The organism is Pseudonocardia sp. (assembly GCF_025465255.1).
GTDB lineage: Bacteria > Actinomycetota > Actinomycetes > Mycobacteriales > Pseudonocardiaceae > Pseudonocardia.
Genome location: NZ_JAODNI010000140.1, coordinates 1 through 19,430, shown reverse-complemented (window position 1 = coordinate 19,430; position 19,430 = coordinate 1). Strand labels below are relative to the sequence as shown.

Here is a 19,430-nt window from a genome sequence, read left to right as displayed (position 1 = left end):
GTCGTGGACGGGCGCATGTCACCGCAACGGGCCGTAGACGCCCCGCGGCTGCATCTCGAGCGGGGCGCGGTGCACGCCGAGCCGGGGATCGACGTGGCGGCGCTGCGGGCCACCGGCCGCCCGGTCTCGGTCTTCGGTGCCCCGAACCTGTTCTTCGGTGGGTGCCAGGCCGTGGGCCGCGACCCGCGCAGCGGGGCCGTCTCGGGCGGGGCCGACGGCCGCCGGGGCGGCGCCGTGGCCCTCGCCTAGGCGCGCGGTGATCCGCTCTGCGGCACGGGTCCGGTGCCGCCGCGACGATCGTCTCTCAACTCCTCCGTCATGAACTCTGGTGGGAGCAAGCGTGGTTCGTCGTCGCGTCCGCGTTGACGTTGGAACAGCCGCGGCGCAGCATTGCGCTGATTTGTTGGGGTGGGCCGGGTCGGGCGAGGTACCAACCTTGTCCGGTGTCGCATCCCAGGGCGCGCAGCCGCTGCAGCTGCGTGGCGGTCTCGACGCCTTCGGCGGTGACGGTGAGGTCGAGGGCGTGGGCGAGGGTGACGAGTGCGGACACGATTTGTTCGTCGGCGGCATTTGGGCTGTCCGCACGGCGCAGTCCCTCGGCGAACGAGCCGTCCAGTTTGAGTGCGTGGACCGGTAGTCGTCGAAGGTAGGAGAGGTTGGAGTATCCGGTACCGAAGTCGTCGATCGCCAGCCGTACTCCGATCTCGTTGAGCGCGCCGAGTGCCTGCAGGGGTCCGGGCTCGTCGGACATGACAGCTTGCTCGGTCAGCTCCAACTGGAGTTGTCGAGGCGGTAGACCGGTGTCGGCGAGGATCGCGGCGACCTCGCTGACCAGGCCTGGTTCCTGAAGTTGGCGGGGTGCGAGGTTGACACTGACGAAGGGTGCGCTCTCGCCGAACTGGTCCCGCCACTGCCGGGCCTGCGCGCAGGCTGTGGCCAGTACCCAACCGCCGAGTGGCACGATGCCCCCGGTCTCCTCGGCGAGTCCGATGAAGCGGTTCGGGGTGAGCAGGCCATAGGTGGGGTGTTGCCAGCGCACGAGTGCCTCGACGCCGCACAGCGCTTCATCGGCCAGTGATACCAATGGTTGATACTCCACGAAGAATTCGTTGCGCTCGATCGCGGCCGGCATGGTCGCCGATAATGTGTACGCGGCGATCTCGTCCTCGACGCGATCGCGGTCGAACACCTCGTATCGGCCCTTGCCCTTGCGCTTGGCCCAGTAAAGGGTGATGTCGGCCGCCGACATCAGGTCGGCCGGGGTGGTCGCCGCGACGGGCTGCTCGACGATCCCGATGCTTGCGGTGACGGTCAGCTCGTGGCCACCCAGCCGGACGGGGAGAGCCACCGCGGCGAGGATCTTCTCCGCGAGCGTGACCACCTGGCTCAGCGTCGTGGTGGAGTCGATCAGGATCACGAACTCGTCGCCGCCCATCCGGGCGACCAGTTGCCCGGGACCGCAGCAGCGGTCCAGCAGGGTTGCGACCGCCCTCAGCAGTTGGTCGCCGACATCGTGCCCCTGGCTGTCGTTGACCGCTTTGAACCCGTCGAGGTCCATGAAGCACAGCCCGATCCGGTGATTCGTCCGGGGGCGGGAGAAGATCTCGGCCAGTCGTTTGGACAGCAGCGCGCGGTTGGGTAGCCCGGTGAGCGGGTCGTGATAGGCCAGGTGTTCGAGTTCGGACTGTAACCGGTGCCGTTCGGTGATGTCCTCGAGCATCGCGACCTGATAGGCGGGTGCGCCCGCCTCGTCGCGGACGAGGGATACGGTCAAATGGGTCCAGATGACCCCGCCGTCTGCTCGGAAGAAGCGTTTTTCGACGCGGAAATGGTCGCGCCTTCCGGCCACGAGTTCCTCGTAGGACTGCCAAACGCTCGGAGCGTCGTCCGGGTGCACCATCTCGCTGACGTTGCGGCGCGTGAACTCTTCTGCGGTGTAGCCGAACATCTTCAGCAGCGTCGGGTTTGCTTCTGTGATGTTCCCGCCCAGGTCGCCGATCGCGATCCCGATCGCCGCCTCGGTGAACATGGTGTGGAACCGGGCCTCGCTGACCGCGAGCCTGCGCTCCGCCTGACGGTGGGCCTCGAACATCGCCCGACGAATCTCATCCTGTTCATCCAGCGCCCGCTCGCGCAACGCTGCCGCGTAACCGCCGGCAAGTGCACCCATCGCCCTGGTGAGTCGGCTGGTCAGGTCCGACGGGGCGCAGTCGCGCACCAGCGGGGGCAATCCCTCGCGGAGCACAACCAGCGATCGGCTCAAGGTCTCGGTCCCGGTGAAGTGTGCGGCCACCAGGTCGGCGCCGACCTGAACCGCCGGTGCCGTGTCGAAGTCATCGGCCACCAGGAGGTCCACCAGGCGGTCGGTCAGCCCCAGCAGATAGCCGGCCAGCTCGGCGGGCCCCCAGGCCACGTAGCTGGTACCGGCGACGGCGCACGCCCACGCCTGCGCGAAGGAGCCTCGAGCGTGAGCGGTGGCGCCCTCGACGCGCTCGCCGCCACCCGGTGTCACCTCCGCCTTCCCACCGCGGCGAAACCGCTGTACCGCTCAGGGTGGGCATCGGGCAGAGCCCCGGGCTCGGGTCGCCACGACGGAAGGAAAACCACGCCCGGCGCCACCAGGTCGAAACCGTCGAACAGCCCGTCGACCTCGGCCCGTGAGCGCATCGTCATGGGTGTGCCGGTCCGTTGGTAGAGCGCCGTGTGCTCGCCCGCCTCATCCGGCTGGCCTTCGTGAGTGGCGTGGGAGACGACCAGATAGCTGCCCGGCGCCATCGCGGCGCGGTAGCGCGCGAGCAGGCCCGCGGGGTTCGCCTCAGCGGGCACGAAGTGCAGCAGCGCAACCATCAGCACACCGACCGGGCGGGACAGGTCCAGCAGCCGGGCCGTGCGGGAGTCGCCCAGCACCGACTCCACATCACGCAGGTCAGCGTGAACGACGTCGGTGCGATCGTCACCGACCAGAATTGCCCTGCTGTGCGCCACGGCGACCGGATCGATGTCGACATAGACGACCCGGGCGTCCGGCGCGGCCGCCTGAGCGACCTCGTGTACGTTCCCCACCGTCGGAATACCCGACCCGATGTCGAGAAACTGAGTGATCCCCTGGCTGGCCAGGTACCGCACCGCGCGCCGCAGAAAAGCCCGGTTCGCCTGCATGATCTGCGGCAGATCCGGCCACAATCCGACGGCCAGACGAGCCATCTCCCGATCAACCGCGAAGTTGTGCGAACCGCCGAGATAATAGTCGTACACCCGCGCCGCACTGGGACGATCGACATCCACCTCGACGGGGGCCCAGCTCGGCGACTCCACAACAGCTCCTCAACGCTCGGGCGGGCCGAATCGAATTACGCAGGGCGACCTGGAATTACGCAGGGCGACGAACGCAACTCGAAGCGGAAGTATACGTTCGAGTGGGCCGCCGGCGAAGAGTTGCCGATCATTGACGGGTCTGGTGCACCTACGTCGCCCTCGCCATTCTCGCCGCGGCCTGCCTCGCCGCCACCGAACACCAGCGCGACGCGGAGAAGGGCATCTCGAGTCGGTGCCCGGCGGGTGATCCGCCATCGGGGCAACGAGATCCGGCGCCTGCTCGTCGCCCTCCCCTGACCCCGGCCCTCTGCGTCGAGCACGGAGCGACAGCTCCCACACCGAGATCGGGATGGTCGCGAGCGCCGACAACAGGGACACCTGGTCGTAGACGCCGAACGGGGCCTGGCGGTCGAGGAGGCGAGGAGCAGCGGGCTCCGACGAGTCCCATCAGGGGACTCCAGAACCCCGGGCAGCCGCGCGAGGGCGGCACGTCGCCGATCTGTCGAGCTGGAATGAGAATGTCGTGGACGCGTTTCCCAGATCGGGACGAGGGGACTTCTACCGGAGCGCCGGCGGTGCGACAGTCCGGGTAGGCCGAGTCTGCAACGAGGCAGGCGTTCGGCGACGCTGAGTGGAGAACCGTGTGACTGACCTGCAGCAGACCACGACCCGACCCGCGACCGCCCATGCCTTGGATCCACTGTCGGCCGCGGAGGTCACCGCGACGGTGGCGATCCTGTGTGACGAGCGTGAGCTCCCGCCCAGCACCCGCTTCGTGTCGGTGTCGCTGGCCGAGCCGGCCAAGACCGAGCTGCTCGGGAGCGGACCCGGAGCCGCTCTGGAGCGCCGCTCGTTCGTCGTGCTCTACGACCGGGCGACCAGCCGCACCATCGAGGCTGTCGTGTCGCTGACGAGCTCGACCGTGGAGTCGTGGAACGAGCGCTCGGGGGTCCAGCCCAGCATCATGCTGGAGGAGTTCTTCGCCGCGGAGGACCTCACCCGAGCGGATCCGCGCTGGCAGGAGGCCGTTCGCAAGCGGGGCGTCACCGATTTCAGCCTGGCCATGCTCGACCCGTGGGCCACCGGGTTCAGCGAGGACACCGATCCGGGCCGTCGGCTGATCCGCCCACTCACCTTCATCCGCTCCGGCCCCGACGACAACGGCTACGCCCGCCCGGTGGAGGGGCTGCTCGTCGTGGTCGACCTGGACCGCATGGAGGTCGTCGACGTCCAGGACCACGGGGTCGTCCCGCTCCCGCCGCAGCCCGGGAACTACATGCCCGAGCTGATGACCCGGCCGGGCAACCGGCCCGAGTTCACCGGCCTGCGCGACGACGTCCGCCCGCTGGAGATCACCCAGCCCGAGGGCCCGAGCTTCACCGTCTCCGGGCGCGAGGTGAGCTGGCAGAAGTGGCGCCTGCGGGTGGGATTCAGCCCGCGCGAGGGGCTCGTGCTGCACACGGTCGGCTACTCCGACCGCGGCAGGCTCCGGCCGGTGATCCACCGGGCGTCGATGTCGGAGATGTACATCCCCTACGGCGACCCAGCCCCCACCCACCGCTTCAAGAACGTCTTCGACGAGGGGGAGTACGGCATCGGCTTCCTGCTCAACCCCCTCGAGCTCGGTTGCGACTGCCTCGGCGAGATCTTCTACTTCGACGCCGTCGTGAACGACGCAGACGGCCACCCGCTCACCATCCCGAACGCGATCTGCATGCACGAGGAGGACGCCGGGGTCAGCTGGAAACACACCGACTTCCGGACCGAGAAGACCGAGGTCCGGCGGTCGCGGCGGCTCGTGATCTCCTGCTACGCCACGGTGGGCAACTACGAGTACGGCTTCTTCTGGTACCTCTACAACGACGGCAACATCGAGTTCGAGGTGAAGCTGACCGGCGTCATCTCCACCGGCGCGGTCGCCGGCGGGCAGCGGCCGGGGCACGGAACGCTGGTCGCGCCGAACCTGTACGGCCCGCACCACCAGCACTTCTTCAACGTGCGCCTGGACATGGCCGTCGACGGGCACCGCAACTCCGTCCACGAGGTCGACTCCGAGCCGCTCCCGGTCGGCCCGGACAACGAGACGGGCAACGCCTGGCGGACCCGTAAGACCCTGCTGGCCCGGGAGAGCGACTCCGGCCGGCTGATCGACCCGTTCAAGGCCCGCTACTGGACCATCACCAACCCCGACGTGGTCGGTGCGACCGGTGAGCCGGTCGGCTACAAGCTGATGCCCGGCGAGAACACGGTGCCGATGGCCGGCGAGGGCACCCAGACCTGGAACCGGGCCGGGTTCGCCTACAAACACCTGTGGGTCACCGCCTACGACGAGACCGAGCGCTTCGCCGCGGGCGACTACCCGAACCAGAACAGGGGCGGGACCGACGGCCTGCCGTCGTTCGTCGCGGCCGACCGGCCGATCGAGTCCGCTGACGTCGTCGTCTGGTACACGTTCTGCGCCCACCACGTGGTGCGCCCCGAGGACTGGCCGGTGATGCCGACCTCGCGGGTCGGGTTCCACCTCAAGCCGGTCGGATTCTTCGACGGCAACCCCGCGCTCGACCTGCCCCCGAGCGCGCCGGCCTGCCATTCGACCCTCGGTTCCAGCAACGGGCACACGCCCCGGTGAGCGCCCCCGAGCTGGACCGGCCCGCGACCGGGCTGGCCCACAGGACGATGGGCCCGGTCGAGGTACTGGCCCAGTCCGTCGCCGCGATCGCGCCCAGCGCGGTGATGGCGACCGGGCCCGCCCTGATCGTGCTGTCCGCGGGCAACGGCTCGTGGCTGTCCTACCTGCTCGCCCTCGTCACGGTGGTGCTGATCGGGCTGTGCGTCGCGCAGTTCGGCACCAAGATCGCGTCGGCGGGTTCGCTCTACGACTACGTCGGGCAGAGCCTCGGCCGCGGCAGCGCCTTCGCGGCCGGCTGGGCGCTGGTCATCGGCTACCTGTTCATCGCGATGATCGGAGTGGTCGGCGTCGGGATCTACGGCGGTGCACTCCTGGAGGGCGTCGGCATCCCGGCGGGGGCGACTGCCACCCAGGTGGTGATCTTCGTGATCGCAGGCGCGGCCGCGGCGGCCTTCGCCTGGGGCGGGATCAAGCTCTCCACCCGGGTGGGTCTGGTGCTGGAGATCGCCTCGATCGCGGCGATCCTGGTGCTGTTCGTCGTGACGATCGCCAAGCACGGCGCGACGCCCGATACCGCGCAGATCAGCCTGACCGGCGCGTCGTCGGACGGCATCACCTTCGGCGTCGTCCTCGCGGTGCTCGGGTTCGTCGGGTTCGAGAGCGCCGCGGCGCTGGGCGCGGAGGCGAAGGATCCGCACCGGGCGATCCCGCGGGCCGTGCTGACCTCGGCCGTGGTCGTCGGCGTGCTGTACGTGTTCGCGGCCTACACCTCGGTCCTCGGGCTCGGCGCGGACGGGCTCGGCAGCAGTGCCGCACCGATGGACGACCTGGCCAGGAGCGTGGGGCTGGCGGGGTTCCGCTACGTGATCGACCTCGGCGTGGTCGCGTCGTTCTTCGCCGTCACCATCGCGAGCATCAACGCCGCCTCCCGGGTGCTGTTCGCCGTGTCGCACGACGGCGTGCTGCACCCGGCCCTGGGCCGGGCGCACGCTCGGCACCGCACCCCGCACGTCGCGATTCTCGCCCTGCTGCCGGCCGTGGTGGTGGTCCCGGCGGTCATGGTGCTCGTGGGCATGACGCCGCTGGAGGTCTACGCCTACACCGGCACGATCGGCACCTTCGGCTACCTCACCGCGTATCTCCTGATGGCCCTCGGCATGCCGATCTTCCTGCGCCGCCACCACACGGTCCGCGCCCGCCACTGGGTGCTCGCCGCCGCCGCGGCCGCCGCGATCGTCTACGTCACCTACAAGAATCTCGTACCGGTCCCCGACTACCCGTACAACGTCCTGCCTTACCTCTATCTGGCCCTGCTGGTCATCGGCATCGCCTGGTATTTCATCGTCCGGCTCCGCGGCCCGGTGCAGACGCCTGCAGGGTGACGAGGGCGTCCGAGTAGTGCCGGGGGCATCGTTCACCCCTCGGGACGTGCGAACCACGACGGCCCGCCCCAGCCAGGGGCGGGCCGTCGTCGTGCTGTTCGCGCGGGACATTCCGAGGTGGGTGCCATGCCCTTGATCGAACGGCGACCCAGCCGACCCGGTTGCGCGACCGGCGTGGTGCGTGATGCAGCCACGCCGGTCGCGCTCGGTATTACGCGGTGAGTTCGAGCGTGCCCCGTGACGGGACGGACTCGGCCTCCTGGCGACGGCGGCGGAGCCGGAGCAGGGCGACGGTCGCGAGCGCCGTCGCGACGACGGTGACCAGGCCGGCCACGTTGAGGGCCCGGCCGGGGCCGAGAGTCTCGGCGAGCCAGCCGACCAACGGCCCACCCAGCGCACCGGCGCCGGCGGACACCATGCCCTGGGCGGCGATCACGCGTCCGCGCATGTCCTCGGCGGTGTCGAGTTGCACCCGGGTACCCATCACGGTGTCGATCAGGACGGCGCCGACGGCGATCGGCAGCATGCTGGCCGCGAACGTCAGGAGCCCGGGAGAGAACCCGCTGAGCAGTTGCAGCACGCTGGTCACCGCCGCCGTGCCGAGCAGCAGCGTGAGCGTCAGCTGCCGGCGGTGCGCGGCGAACAGCCCGCCCAGGACCGTGCCGACCGCGAAGACCGTGGAGAGGAAGCCGAACCCTTCGGAACCGGCCGCCAGCGGTCCGCTACTCATCGCGGCCATGCTGACCTGGTAGTTGCGGCCCACGCTGGACAGGACGAAGCCGAGCGCGAACAGCACGAGCAACCGGTGGTCGCCGAGCAGGTAGCGCAGCCCGGCCCGCACCCCGGCCCGTTCCGGCGTGCTCTCCGGGAGCGGGAACAGTGCGCCGGTCCGCATGGCCAGCACGGCCACGATGACGGCCAGGAAGCTCGCGGCGTTGACCGCGAAGAGCGCGGCGTCGCCGACCAGGCCGGCGAGAACACCGCCCAGGCTCATCCCCAGCACGCGGCCGGTGGAGTTCAGGACGGAGCCGAGCGCGAGCGCGTTGCCCAGGTCCTCCCGGGGGACGACCTGGGCGCCGAGCTTGCCCATCGCGGGACTGTCGAACACGGAGACGGCCCCGCCGAGCGCGGCGATCATGTAGATCATCCCGACGGACGAGCCGTGTATCGCGATGAGCGCCAGCGCCACGGCCAGCAGCAGGTGCAGCGACTGGGTCACCAGCGCCAGCGGCCGGGTCGGCAGCCGGTCGGCCAGCGCGCCGGCCCATGAGCCGAGGGTGAGCATCGGGACGGCCGAGAACAGGATCGTGAGGCCGACGGAGGCCGCCGACCCGGTGCTGGTCAGCACCAGCCAGCTCATCCCGAGCACCTGCATCCAGCTGCCGGTGGACGAGACCAGGTCGGCGGCGGCCCAGAGACGGTAGTTCGGATGTTTCAGCGCGCGCAGAGATGGCGGCAGACGAAGCCGCATTGGACGAGACCTTTCGGAGGCGCGCCACGGCGGGCAGCGGTGCCACGCGGCCGCGGCCGGGGGATGACGACGGACTGGGGGAGCGACGGCGGCGGGGTGACGTCACCCGCCGCGACCTTCCGTCCAACGCCTGCGCGGGCGCCCGTAGTCCGCGCGCCGCGGTGGCCGTACCGACGTCACATCCGTACGGCCACCGGTCCTCGGGGCCGGGCTACGCGTCCAGGCCCCTGCCCCGCGTCTCGTCGAGCACCTTGGTGCACACGATTCTGAACCCCGAGCGCGAGGGTGTAGGCCACCTCGCCCCCGGTGCCGAACACCGGGGCCGCGACGGCGTTGACACCGCGGAGGGTCTCCTCTGGTGCCGATGACCAGCCCCGCTTGCGCACGGCGGCCACCTGCTCCCACAGAACGGCGTGGTCCAGCACGGTCTCGGACCTCCGCTTCTCGCTGATCAACCGGGTCCACACGGTTCGTTGCCGATCCGTGGCGAAGGCGAGCGCGACCTTGCCTTGGGCGGCGCTGTTGTGGTGGAACCGGGTTCCGGGGTTGAGGATGACGTCGATGGGCGAGCCGCCGGGAACGATCGTGTCGCCGGCTGCAGCGTGCGCTCCCTGCAGGAGGGCTTCCGCCGCCACGTCGGCCTCACCCCGCTGCAGTACCTGCGCCAGGTCCCGACTCGAATACGCCCACCACGACCTCGCCACCGCCGATCCCGGCCAGACCAGCGTCACCGCCATCGCCTACCAGTGGGGTTTCACCCACCTTGGCCGCTTCGCCACCAGCTACCGAACCAAGTACGGCCGCTCCCCCCCTCGCATACCCTCCAGCGCAGCTTCGCTGAGGCTCGACAAGGTTGACGCGCCGACTCCACAGCCCGACCGGTCCCAGGTCGCGCCCGATCGTCGGGTTGTGCCACAGCGCCTCCGCCACCGCGTCCCCGATCCTCTCGCAGGCCGTAACTAACGGCGGCCCGCCGGTGGCGGGCCGCTCCGACGGGGGTCAGAACGGCGGGACCAGGTTCGGGCACGGTGACGACTTCATCGAGCTCGCCGAAGGTTCGCCGGCCAGGCGAACCGCGGACAGCCACCGTTTGCGGCGAGACTGGACCACCCACCGCTGGGGCACGAGACCAGCGCGACGCCCATGACTCACCCGGCCTATTCGCGCGACCTCCAGGTCTCAGTCGTCGGATAACAGTTGCACAGCCAGCACCTAGGCCGAGCGATCACGCTACTACTCAGCCCCGAGAGGGGCGCTCAAGGTAACGGCCTCAGGAGGACAGACCCCGTGCACACGCTCCAGCAGCTCGTCGACTACCTCAACGCACACGGTGCACCGCGCCAGCTCATCGACCAGGTGCGAAGCCTGCAGGTCCGGCACGCGCTGAACGCACAGACGTTCCAGGACATCTCCAACCGCCTCGGGTGGCGCCCGCGCGGTGTGAGCCTGGCCGACTCGGTCAACTGGGTTCGCCAGGGCATCCGCTGACGCAGCGCAGATGACGAAAGGTCGAAGTTCGCCACACATGGCCACGACGACCCGCCGTGCTGCTCACCCTCGCTTGCGTCCTGATCGACCTCTGCCGACTGGTGCAGAAATAGTTCTGGGACCAGGTCTTCAAGCTAGAACGCGCTGCTCTCCTCGAAGCAGCGTAGGGAGACGCTGGAAGACCCGAGCTCGGCAGCGACCAGTGATGTCTGGCAGGAGTCGACCGGCCGGGTCGACGCTCTCGAGGCCCTGCTCGGCGCCGGAACCTCGACCTGGTCACCCCGTTCGTCGTCGATCCGTGGGGGACCCGCAGACCATCGGCTGACCTGTTCAGCGAGACTGGATGAGACCCCGCTCGCCGACGGGCTGCGATCGCGCCGAGCGGGTGGCCTCGCGTCAATGGCCCACGCTGGGGTGGATCGTCCTCTCGGGTCGCCACAACGATCCCCGCCAGATTGAGTCCGCGTTCAGCCCTACGCCTACTCGCGATCGCCGCACATCGCTGCGAGCGCTGGTGATCCTGGTCGAGCGCCGTGACCTGCGGCAAACGATGCTGAGTGATCACGGTCAAGGCGGCCTGGCCAACGGAGTCATAATCCGTCAGGTCGTGGGTACGAGCCCCACCTGTCCCACTCGAAACGCCTGGTCAGGTCCAGGTTTCCGGGTCTTCAGGTGATCAATCAAGATCCTTTCCCCTCAGATCCCCTTCAGTGGAGGGGCCGTGAGGGCCGTCGCGCAGTTCTCGCGTTCTACGCCGAACGACTACGGAGCGCACATCTTGGCCACGGAGTGTGGTCGTCACGAATTGCGGCGACTCATGATCAACTTCTTGCGAAGGCTCCTCCGCCGGGGCCGGCATCGGGCCCGACGGGGCGAGCTCGGGGGCCCACGCCGCTGGCCGTGGTGATCACTCGTCGCGAGGCGGCGACCCGCTCAGGGGGTCAGAAGCTCGTCGAGATCCGGGCCGATGGCTGTCGCCCGGGGCCGGCTGCCCGGCCTGCTCGGCGAGCCGCGCCAGCACCTCGGCTCCGCCGCTAGCGCCGGCGAACTCCTCCGGAGCCTCGTCCTCACGCGCCTGGTCGAGGTCGACGACCACGATGCGGCTACGGCCCACCGCGATCCCGACATTCCGCGGCAGGGCGTTCCACCCGTCGGTGATCGTCTCCGGATCGCGGGTGGCGGCGTTCTCCCAGTCCTTGACCTCCCAGCACCAGCACCCGGCGTAGGGCGCCCGTAGATGGCCCGTCCCAGCGAACGATCCTCTGGCGGGACGTCCAGGCTCCCCCCGCGTCTCATCCTTCGCTCGCTGGTCCGGTGCCCGTGCCGATGTTCCGGACAGCGAGCCCATGGGCCCAAAACCCATGCCCATCTGGAGTTCACGTCGTTCGGCGGACCTGGGCCAGCTCATGTTCGAAGCGGGCCTCGTCCATACGCCGATCGGCGGTCGCCGGGCCTTCCGGCGGCGAGCGAGACTGGGCGAATGACCTCGACAGCTTCCCCGGCGATGCAGAAGGCCGACCTGGACGCCGTGTCGCCCGACGTCCACGGCCTGATCAGCAAGCAGACCGCTGAACTCGACGGTGTCTCCGTCACCCGAGTGCGCTTCGACGTCGGAGCCCGGTGGTCGAACGACCTCAAGGACTACGCGGGAACGCACAGCTGCGAGCTACCGCATGTCGCGCTCGTGCTCAGCGGGCGTCTGCACGTCGTGATGGACGACGGTAGCGAGGACGAGTTCGGCCCGAACCAGGTGATGCTGCTGCCGCCCGGTCACGATGCCTGGACCGTCGGCGACGAGCCGTGTGTCTTCGTGGAGTTCTCCCGGGGCAACGACTACTACGGTCGCTGACCGATGCCGTCGTCCAGTCCGTCGAGGCCCCGCGCGAGTCCGTGCGGGTCATCGTCAGCGAGGTACCCGAGACACACTGTGCCAACGGCGACGTCACCCTCGCCGAGAAGCGGGCGGGCCCAACCCACCTGACCAGCCCGCGGACCCGACGGCCCGCCGACCCCTCCGGTACGCGCCGTGTGCCCGCACGGTGCCACGACCCGGCTGTGCGCGGTGTCGGTCGCGGGGGTCGTCGGGCAGCTCGCGGTGACCGGCTCGCCGAGCCCTCGGCGCGCCTGTCAGTTCTCGCCCGCGGAGGACAGGAGGCGTTGGCGGGCCAGGCGTTCGAGGAGCTCGGGCATCGCCCCGGTCGGGGAGCCCTGTAGGTCGCGATGGCAGTGGGCCACCACCGCCATGATGAGCTCCAGCCGGTCCGGGTCGGCGCTGAACTCCGATCCGAGACGGGAAGCCGTCTCGGACAACATCGCCGCACCCTCGGCGGAATCGTGCCCGCGCGTCGGCTCGCGAAGGAGCAGGTCGGCCATGCCCGACCTGCTGTCGGTGTTACCTGCCACGCTCGTCTCTCCTCGGTAGGACGTCCCATAGGCGGCGGTCACGAGCGTCCGGGCTCACCGGTCGCTACGGAGGTCGGCGTCAACGCATGTGGAGGCGTCGGAGGCGCACGAGCCGCACGCGGTGGCGTGGGCGGAAGTGCAGCGGGTAACAACGATAGTGGTGAATCGAGCCCGGGTCATCGGCCGTACGGAGGCCATGCCGGGATCGCCGCCTCCGGCGCGCCCGCTCGGAGACACGGGGCCCGGCTCGTCGGCCGTCGCATCTGCTCGGCTCGTCTAGGGCGGATCGGGCAGTCGAACCGAGTGCACAGGGGGTCGTTCGGCTCTATCCCTCTCGGGCCGTCGGGCCTACTCTGGCCGCTTTCCGAAAGGCGCGGACGTGTAGCGAGACGTGATGGCGCGATACCAGTACCTGTGCCCGGAGTGCGGCCCGTGGACCGTCGTACTCCCGATGGGCACCGCCGAGGCGGCGCGGAGCTGTCCTGCGTGCGGCGGACGGTCGGGGCGGCAGTGGACCGCGCCCTCGCTCAACCTCATGGACCGGCGCCTGGTCGGGCTGCGGCACCGCGAGGAGGCCGGCAGGGACGTCCCCGAGGTGACGACGGCGCTCCCGCCGCCCGCCCGCCGACGCTCCGCCACCGACCCCCGCCACGCCACGCTGCCCCGGCCTTGATCCCTCGACCGGCCTATCGGCGGCGGCGAGCGGCTCCAGCGGAGGGAGGACGAGATGGCCACGGTCGGTCTGCTGTACGTCGGAGCGGTGCTGTTCATCAACGGCCTGCTGTTGATCGGGGTCGTCGACGGCAGAGCAGCGGCGCCGATCAACCTCTTCGTCGGCGCGCTGCAGGTCGTCACCCCGACGTATCTGATCTTCGCCTCCGGCGGCGCGCCCGGGGTGGTTCTCGCGGCCTCGGGTCTGTACCTGTTCGGCTTCACCTACCTCTACGTCGGTATCGGGCTGCTGGCCGGGCTCGACACGACCGGCGTCGGCTGGTTCTCGCTGTTCGTCGCCGTTGCGGCGCTCGGCTTCGCGTACGTGAACTTCCGCCTCCTCGGTGACCGCCCGTTCGCCGTCATCTGGCTCTACTGGGCGTTCTTGTGGGCGCTGTTCTTCGTCGTGCTCGGACTCAAGCACGAGTCCCTCGCCCGCTACACCGGCTGGGTGACGATCATCCAGAGCTGGGTGACCGCCACCATCCCGGCGTTCCTGCTGCTCACCGGCTACTGGCCCTCCAACAACGTGCTCGCGCTCGGACTCGTCGTCGGCGGTGTCGTCGTGTTCGGCGGGCTGTACCTGCTCGAACACCGACGCGCCCCCCGCGCCCCGGCCCGCACCCACCGACCCTCCGTTCCCGCAGCGACCGCCTGACCCCGTCGGGCACCGGTCCGACGAACCGCAGTCCCGACGAAGTGCCGACAAGGAGGATTCGAGATGCCTGATGTGGTGTTCACCGTCGACCAGTCCAAGTCGATGCGCGACCAGGCGGTACCCGGGCACAACCGGTGGCACCCGGACGTGCCCGCCGCGGTCACCGTCCGGCCGGGGCAGCAGATCCGCGTCGAGTGCCGTGAGTGGACCGACGGCCAGATCGGCAACAACGACTCGGCCGACGACGTGCGCGACGTCGACCTGACCCGCGCGCACATGCTCAGCGGCCCGATCGCCGTGGAGGGCGCCGAGCCTGGTGACCTGCTCGTCGTCGACATCCTCGACCTGGGCCCGGTCCAGGCTCCGCAGGAGTACGGCGACGCCCCCGGCCAGGGCTGGGGCTACACGGGGGTCTTCGCGAAGGCCAACGGCGGCGGCTTCCTCACCGACTACTTCCCCGACGCGTACAAGGCGATCTGGGACTTCTCCGGTCAGGTGGCCACCTCCCGGCACCTGCCCGGGATCCGCTACACCGGCATCACGCACCCCGGGCTGTTCGGCACCGCGCCCTCGGCCGAGCTGCTGGAACGCTGGAACACCCGCGAGCGCGCGTTGATCGCAACCGATCCGGAGCGCGTCCCGCCGCTCGCACTCCCGCCACTGGAGGCGAACACGCTGGGTGGGACAGCGAGCGGTTCGGTGGCCGAGGCGATCGCCCGCGACGGTGCCCGCACCGTTCCCGCACGGGAGAACGGGGGCAACCACGACATCAAGAACCTCACGCGGGGCTCGCGGGTCTTCTACCCGGTACACGTTCCAGGCGCGAAGCTGTCGGGCGGGGACCTGCACTTCAGCCAGGGTGACGGCGAGATCACCTTCTGCGGCGCGATCGAGATGGGCGGCTTCATCGACTTCCACCTCGACCTGATCAAGGGCGGGATGGAGACCTACGGGGTCACGACGAACCCGGTGTTCATGCCGGGCAACGTGGAACCCCGGTACTCGGAGTTCCTGACCTTCATCGGGTTGTCCGTGGACCGCGAGACCGACGAGAACTACTACCTCGACGCGACCGTCGCCTACCGCCGCGCGTGCCTCAACGCGGTCGAGTACCTGAAGAAGTTCGGGTACTCCGGCGAGCAGGCGTACCTGCTGCTCGGCTCGGCGCCGATCGAGGGCCGCATCAGCGGCATCGTCGACATCCCGAACGCCTGCTGCTCGCTCTACCTGCCCACCGCGATCTTCGACTTCGATGTGAAGCCGTCGTCGGCCGGACCGACGATGCAGGACAGGGGGCAGTGTGCCGTGACGTCGTGACCGTCAGGCCGCACGGCGCGCACTGACCGTGATCCGCGCGCCGCGGCAGGTGCGCGGGTCACTCGCGCCGACCCGAGGCTGTACGGCGGGCACCGTCGGCCGGGCCGTGACGGTGACCGACCTGCCGCAGTTCCAGCATCTCGGGTCGGGCTCCGGATCTCTGCCCTCGACCTCGCAGGAGCGGCAGAACCAATGCGTGACGACCAGGAAGGACATGGCCGACTCCCTTCGGGCCGCGGGCGGGAGTCCGCAGCTCGCCAACGTCGACGAGCGAAGGTTATGGTGCGGTCACGGCCGGCGCCGAAGGGGAGGTATCGCGGTGACGGACGACACTCCGGACCAGCTGCCCGTCCACCCGAAGCACCGTGCGTACGACCGCTTCGGAAAGGAAGCGCTGCACGCCGCCCACGGCATCACCCGCGCGCTCGCCGAAGCGGGCGTGGACGACGACGGCGTCGTCGTGCTGCGCACCGACGGGAAGCGGCACAGCTTCGTCGAGCTCGAGGTCCTCATCGACAGCGCGCTCGCGGAGGACGCGGCCGCCGAGGAGGACCCGGCCGGAGCACCTGAGCCCCGGTCCCGCTGACAGACCCGTGTGCTCCGGCCGCCCGGCTCCGCCGGGATGTGTCGGCTGCGGTGGAAATCGCCGACGCCTCGAGCGCCGCGGAGACGGCGCCGCCGCGCGCGTCAGCGGTAGCAGTACGAGTCCGAGGAGGCGTCCCCGCCCTGCAGCCGGATCTGGTGCACGCGCAGCCCCCGGAACTCCTCGCCCTTCGGGAAGAAGCGCTCGTCGACGCTCAGCCCGCCGCCGCCCGGCTCCGCGTCGAGCTTCGCCATCCAGGCGCCGACGCCGTCGGGATAGAACTGGTCGTCCCAGGACCCGTAGAGCGAGTTGGTGAAGTAGACGCGCCTGCCGTCCCGGCTGACCTCGACCATCTGCGGGCCGCCGGCCAACGGCACGTCCGGCCGGGCCGGGTGCGAGGTGCGCTCGACGATGCCCCCCATGCGCACCGACCCCGACTCCACGGGATGCGCCGGGTCGGAGACGTCGAACTGCTTCAGCTCCCCGGTGCCCCAACAGGACACGTAGAGGAACCGGTCGTCGACCGAGAGGTCGATGTCGGTGACCAGGGGCGGCACGGCCGAGAACGGCTTCAGCGCCGGCGGAAGCCGATCGGGGTCCGCGGGCTCCGCCGGGATGGTGACGACCTTCTCCGCCTTCCACTCGTCGCCGTCGTGGAACCACCGCCACACGGAGGCGGACAGGTCCTCGGTGGAGATCACCACGCCGACGAAGCCCCACGCCGCGTCCGGATCGTGCGACGGGCGGACCTCGAGGGGCATCTGGTACTGGGAGCCGAGGTCGACACGCTGCTGGTGGCGGCCCTGCTCGAGGTCCCAGAAATGCAGGGCGTGGCCGTACTCTCCGCCGAGCAGGAGCTCCGGAACCAGGCCGTCCTCGATCATCGAGGGGCTGCCCCACTCGCTCGAGACCAGCACGTTCCGGTTCAGGTGCCACCATGCGTCGTAGTGCAGGTGCTGCGGGCCCCGGTCGGTCTCCCAGGCGCGCAGCACCTCGAAGGTGCCGTGGTCGAGCAGCGCCACCCCGCCGGGCCCGTCGTCGTCGCCCTCCGGGCCGCCGATGCAGGTCAGGAACACCCCGTCCGGCCCGCAATGCATCGTGTGCGGCCGCGAGTAGCCGGCGTTCTCGGAGAGCGACTTGCCGGAGACGGTCTTGACCAGCGACGGGTTCCGCGGATCCGGCACGGTGTCGAGGACGTAGATGTTCGAGGAGCGCAGCCCGGGCACGAGCAGGTAGCGCCGGGCAAGGCCGTTCATGTCGTGGCCCTCGTGCTTGAGCGCGCTCGAGCAGGCATTCCAGCCGAAGTGGTGCAGCTCGTCGCCCATGCCGGGAACGTCCGTCCAGCCGACCACCCGGCCGTAGGTCCCGGAGTCCGGGTTCACGTCGACGACCGTCATCGCGTCGTGGCGCCGGGCGGCCCGGTCGAACGCCACGACGTAGGCCAGCTCCTCGGGCGGCGCGGCGGCCGCCTCGGCGGCCGAGCGGTAGAACGTCGGGTCGATCCTGGGCTCACTCACGACGACCTCCCTGTCGCACGTCGGCCGTGCGAGTCCGGCGACGGGGACGGGAGGCGGCCCGAGACGGTGCCGCATGGTCCTGTGTCCCGATCCGGAGGACTCGACACGACCGGTCGCCGCCGCCCCTCGACGGACGCCCGGAGGAGCCGCCCACCATTCCGTAGGCGGTGGTGGCAGGTCAAGGTGCGGACGGCGGTACCGGTGAGGACGCACACCATCAGGTGCCCGCGCGTCGTGCACGACTCCCGCGGTGACTTCGGTGATCAGGAGCTGTCCCCGGGCGCCGGCCGCGGGGACGTCGGCCGAAGGTAAACCCTTCCGCACCCGGGGGAGGTCTTGCCGCATCAGGGGGAGAGCACCATCGCTTCACGAAGGCCTCGGCCTCACTCTTCACGCGTCGCCTCCGCATGACCGCGGACGGCGACCGACCTTGAGGAGGAGCCATGAGACATCCTCTGTCAACCTTCCGGTCAGGCAGCTCGTCCGAGGGCCCGGTTGCGGTTGGCGACGTGGACGGCCTCGTCGTAGAGGACGCTTCTGTTCAGGCAGTGCCAGAGGATTTCCAGCCAACGGTTCCCGAGGGCCCGCAGGGCGTTGTGGTGGGTCTTTCCGGCGGCGATCTTCCCGTCGTAGAACTCTCGTGCCCAGCCGCTTCTGGTCAGGCTGGAGAATGCCCACCGATTGACGGCGTCGCCGAGGTGGCGATTGTGGGCCAGACGGCGGGCGACGACGAAGTCGTGTTTGCCGGATCGGCGGGTCACCGGAGCTTGACCGGCGTAGCACTGCAGACCGTTCGGGGTGTCGAACTGGTCGAAGTGCTCGCCGATCTCACCGGCGACCCGAGCTGCGAGGCGGTCTCCCAGGCCGGGGAAGCTCAGGTAGATGTCCCCGCCTGGGAAGGCGTTCCCCGGGTCTGGGTCCTTCACGGTGTGATCGGCGCCGGTGCGGCGCCCACCGAGCAGCAACTCGCCCATCCGCTGTTCCCAGCCGCGGCGGGCCTCGTGCAGGGCCAGCAGTTGGACCGCGGTGAGCCGGATCCCGGCGGCTTTGGCCCGGACCAGGTAGTCGCGCGTGGGCAACGACGGCGCGGCCAGAGCAGCGGTGACATGGTCGGCGAACCGACCAGGCCAACCGTGGCGGCCCGCTCGGGCGAAGGCCTCCAACTCCTCGTGGGACGCGGCGGCGAGCTCGGCCTGGGTGGGCCAGCGCTCCAACAGCCGCAGCACCGTCGGCGCGCCCAGGTCCTTCCCTGCCACGACGAGCGCGGCGGGATAGGTGGTCTGCAGGTCGGCGCGGAGTCGGTTGAGCAGGCGGCGTTGGTCGCGGGCGGCGCGCTCGTCGTCGCGGCCGATCGCACGCAGCTCACCACCGATCTCCCCATGCGGGACCAGGGTCTTGAGCACGGCGTGGCGGTCGAGGGCGAGCAGGCAGCAGATCCGGGCGTCCTCGGTGTCGTCCTTCTTCCGCGCCGGGCCACGGCGTCGAGCCACCAGGTCCGGGTTGACCGGCAGCACGGTGAACCCGGCGTCGACGAGTGCCTCGACCAGCAGGCCGTGGCGGGTCTCGATGACCACCCGCACCTCGGCCGGGTCGGGTTCCAGCCGCAGGGCGCGTTCGATCAGGGCGGCGACCCCGTCCGGGCCGTGCGGAATCCGGAACTGCTCGATCACTCCCTTCTCCAGCGTGCCGAGGGCGATGTCGTGGAACTCCTCGGCCCAGTCGATACCGATTCCCAGCACTGCACGCTCTCCCTCCGACGCCGACATTCTGCTCGGCGGACCGGGAAGGTGCTGCGTCGTGCTGATGAATCAGTCCTCGCGGGACGACATCCTCAAAGGCGTCCGACCTTCGCCGGGGCCCGGCAGGGGCGCCGTCTCATCGAAGTCCTCGCGGGACGAGCAACCGAAGCGCTCCCTGCCGGGATCCACCGTGCGAAAGGAAGGTAGAGCCATCAGC

18 protein-coding genes are annotated in these 19,430 nt (G+C 70.0%); 10 read left to right on the top strand and 8 right to left on the bottom strand.

Features of this window, described 5'->3' with window-relative positions; genetic code table 11:
* Positions 1–249, top strand: a 249-nt coding sequence (locus JWP64_RS16925; protein ID WP_297497894.1) for a hypothetical protein, incomplete at its 5' end; no start/stop codon positions are given.
* A 67-nt stretch (positions 250–316) separates the two neighbouring features.
* Here the strand turns inward: JWP64_RS16925 and JWP64_RS16920 are convergent.
* Together JWP64_RS16920 and JWP64_RS16915 are read right to left on the bottom strand one after the other, a co-directional pair.
* Positions 317–2,512 carry an EAL domain-containing protein gene (locus JWP64_RS16920; RefSeq protein ID WP_297497890.1) on the bottom strand — a complete coding sequence of 732 codons (2,196 nt, stop codon included), beginning with the start codon at positions 2,510–2,512 and terminating at the stop codon, positions 317–319.
* On the bottom strand, positions 2,509–3,315 hold the full coding sequence (locus JWP64_RS16915; protein WP_297497887.1) for an SAM-dependent methyltransferase: 807 nt from the start codon (positions 3,313–3,315) through the stop codon (positions 2,509–2,511). Before JWP64_RS16915 ends, JWP64_RS16920 begins: the two co-directional genes overlap by 4 nt.
* 643 nt (positions 3,316–3,958) lie before the next feature.
* On the opposite strand from JWP64_RS16915, the gene JWP64_RS16910 reads away from it, so the two are divergent.
* Positions 3,959–5,944 (top strand): primary-amine oxidase, encoded by a 1,986-nt coding sequence (locus JWP64_RS16910; protein WP_297497884.1) that lies wholly within the window; start codon positions 3,959–3,961, stop codon positions 5,942–5,944.
* Complete coding sequence (locus tag JWP64_RS16905; RefSeq protein WP_297497881.1) at positions 5,941–7,326, top strand: APC family permease; 1,386 nt, start codon at positions 5,941–5,943, stop codon at positions 7,324–7,326. Before JWP64_RS16910 ends, JWP64_RS16905 begins: the two co-directional genes overlap by 4 nt.
* Before the next feature lie 211 nt (positions 7,327–7,537).
* Here the strand turns inward: JWP64_RS16905 and JWP64_RS16900 are convergent, their stop codons facing one another.
* Together JWP64_RS16900 and JWP64_RS16895 are read right to left on the bottom strand one after the other, a co-directional pair.
* The gene (locus JWP64_RS16900; RefSeq protein ID WP_297497878.1) at positions 7,538–8,797 is read right to left on the bottom strand and encodes an MFS transporter; all 1,260 of its coding nucleotides are present in this window, start codon (positions 8,795–8,797) and stop codon (positions 7,538–7,540) included.
* 176 nt (positions 8,798–8,973) lie between these two features.
* Positions 8,974–9,534 (bottom strand): IclR family transcriptional regulator C-terminal domain-containing protein, encoded by a 561-nt coding sequence (locus JWP64_RS16895; RefSeq protein ID WP_297497876.1) that lies wholly within the window; start codon positions 9,532–9,534, stop codon positions 8,974–8,976.
* Positions 9,535–10,084: 550 nt separating this feature from the next.
* On the opposite strand from JWP64_RS16895, the gene JWP64_RS16890 reads away from it, so the two are divergent.
* Positions 10,085–10,285, top strand: a complete 201-nt coding sequence (locus tag JWP64_RS16890; protein WP_297497873.1) for a hypothetical protein — start codon at positions 10,085–10,087, stop codon at positions 10,283–10,285.
* Between the two features lie 907 nt (positions 10,286–11,192).
* Here the strand turns inward: JWP64_RS16890 and JWP64_RS31560 are convergent.
* Entirely contained in the window at positions 11,193–11,633 is a 441-nt protein-coding gene (locus tag JWP64_RS31560; RefSeq protein WP_366890102.1) for a bifunctional DNA primase/polymerase, read from the bottom strand.
* A gap of 132 nt (positions 11,634–11,765) precedes the next feature.
* On the opposite strand from JWP64_RS31560, the gene JWP64_RS16885 reads away from it, so the two are divergent.
* On the top strand, positions 11,766–12,134 hold the full coding sequence (locus JWP64_RS16885; RefSeq protein WP_297497869.1) for a cupin domain-containing protein: 369 nt from the start codon (positions 11,766–11,768) through the stop codon (positions 12,132–12,134).
* Positions 12,086–12,499: a tautomerase family protein gene (locus JWP64_RS31555; RefSeq protein ID WP_366890097.1), complete on the top strand. Its 414-nt coding sequence runs from the start codon at positions 12,086–12,088 to the stop codon at positions 12,497–12,499. The genes JWP64_RS16885 and JWP64_RS31555 overlap by 49 nt, the downstream gene beginning before the upstream one ends.
* Here the strand turns inward: JWP64_RS31555 and JWP64_RS16880 are convergent.
* A complete protein-coding gene (locus tag JWP64_RS16880; protein ID WP_297497866.1) occupies positions 12,413–12,658 on the bottom strand; it encodes a hypothetical protein in 246 nt (81 codons plus the stop codon). The two genes, JWP64_RS31555 and JWP64_RS16880, sit on opposite strands and share 87 nt — an antisense overlap.
* Positions 12,659–13,082: 424 nt before the next feature.
* On the opposite strand from JWP64_RS16880, the gene JWP64_RS16875 reads away from it, so the two are divergent.
* The 4 genes from JWP64_RS16875 (at position 13,083) to JWP64_RS16860 (ending at position 15,960) form a co-directional block, all read left to right on the top strand.
* On the top strand, positions 13,083–13,361 hold the full coding sequence (locus JWP64_RS16875; RefSeq protein ID WP_297497862.1) for a zinc ribbon domain-containing protein: 279 nt from the start codon (positions 13,083–13,085) through the stop codon (positions 13,359–13,361).
* A gap of 54 nt (positions 13,362–13,415) precedes the next feature.
* Positions 13,416–14,057 carry an AmiS/UreI family transporter gene (locus tag JWP64_RS16870; protein ID WP_297497858.1) on the top strand — a complete coding sequence of 214 codons (642 nt, stop codon included), beginning with the start codon at positions 13,416–13,418 and terminating at the stop codon, positions 14,055–14,057.
* A 63-nt stretch (positions 14,058–14,120) separates the two neighbouring features.
* Positions 14,121–15,374, top strand: a complete 1,254-nt coding sequence (gene fmdA, locus JWP64_RS16865) for a formamidase (RefSeq protein ID WP_297497856.1) — start codon at positions 14,121–14,123, stop codon at positions 15,372–15,374.
* Positions 15,375–15,693: 319 nt separating this feature from the next.
* Complete coding sequence (locus JWP64_RS16860) at positions 15,694–15,960, top strand: hypothetical protein (RefSeq protein WP_297497854.1); 267 nt, start codon at positions 15,694–15,696, stop codon at positions 15,958–15,960.
* Positions 15,961–16,061: 101 nt separating this feature from the next.
* Here JWP64_RS16860 and JWP64_RS16855 read toward each other — a convergent pair whose 3' ends face one another.
* Both JWP64_RS16855 and JWP64_RS16850 read right to left on the bottom strand, forming a co-directional pair.
* The gene (locus tag JWP64_RS16855) at positions 16,062–17,474 is read right to left on the bottom strand and encodes a selenium-binding protein SBP56-related protein (protein ID WP_297497851.1); all 1,413 of its coding nucleotides are present in this window, start codon (positions 17,472–17,474) and stop codon (positions 16,062–16,064) included.
* 470 nt (positions 17,475–17,944) lie between these two features.
* Positions 17,945–19,213 carry a transposase gene (locus JWP64_RS16850; RefSeq protein WP_297497848.1) on the bottom strand — a complete coding sequence of 423 codons (1,269 nt, stop codon included), beginning with the start codon at positions 19,211–19,213 and terminating at the stop codon, positions 17,945–17,947.
* Between the last annotated feature and the right edge of the window lie 217 nt (positions 19,214–19,430).

Excerpts from the sequence above, each read along its gene's own strand:
- JWP64_RS16875 (WP_297497862.1), top strand. The coding sequence starts at position 13,083 with ATGGCGCGATACCAGTACCTGTGCCCGGAGTGCGGCCCGTGGACCGTC.
- JWP64_RS16880 (WP_297497866.1), bottom strand. The coding sequence starts at position 12,658 with ATGGCCGACCTGCTCCTTCGCGAGCCGACGCGCGGGCACGATTCCGCC.
- fmdA (WP_297497856.1), top strand. The coding sequence starts at position 14,121 with ATGCCTGATGTGGTGTTCACCGTCGACCAGTCCAAGTCGATGCGCGAC.
- JWP64_RS16895 (WP_297497876.1), bottom strand. The coding sequence starts at position 9,534 with ATGGCGGTGACGCTGGTCTGGCCGGGATCGGCGGTGGCGAGGTCGTGG.
- JWP64_RS16900 (WP_297497878.1), bottom strand. The coding sequence starts at position 8,797 with ATGCGGCTTCGTCTGCCGCCATCTCTGCGCGCGCTGAAACATCCGAAC.
- JWP64_RS16885 (WP_297497869.1), top strand. The coding sequence starts at position 11,766 with ATGACCTCGACAGCTTCCCCGGCGATGCAGAAGGCCGACCTGGACGCC.
- JWP64_RS16870 (WP_297497858.1), top strand. The coding sequence starts at position 13,416 with ATGGCCACGGTCGGTCTGCTGTACGTCGGAGCGGTGCTGTTCATCAAC.
- JWP64_RS31560 (WP_366890102.1), bottom strand. The coding sequence starts at position 11,633 with ATGGGCTCGCTGTCCGGAACATCGGCACGGGCACCGGACCAGCGAGCG.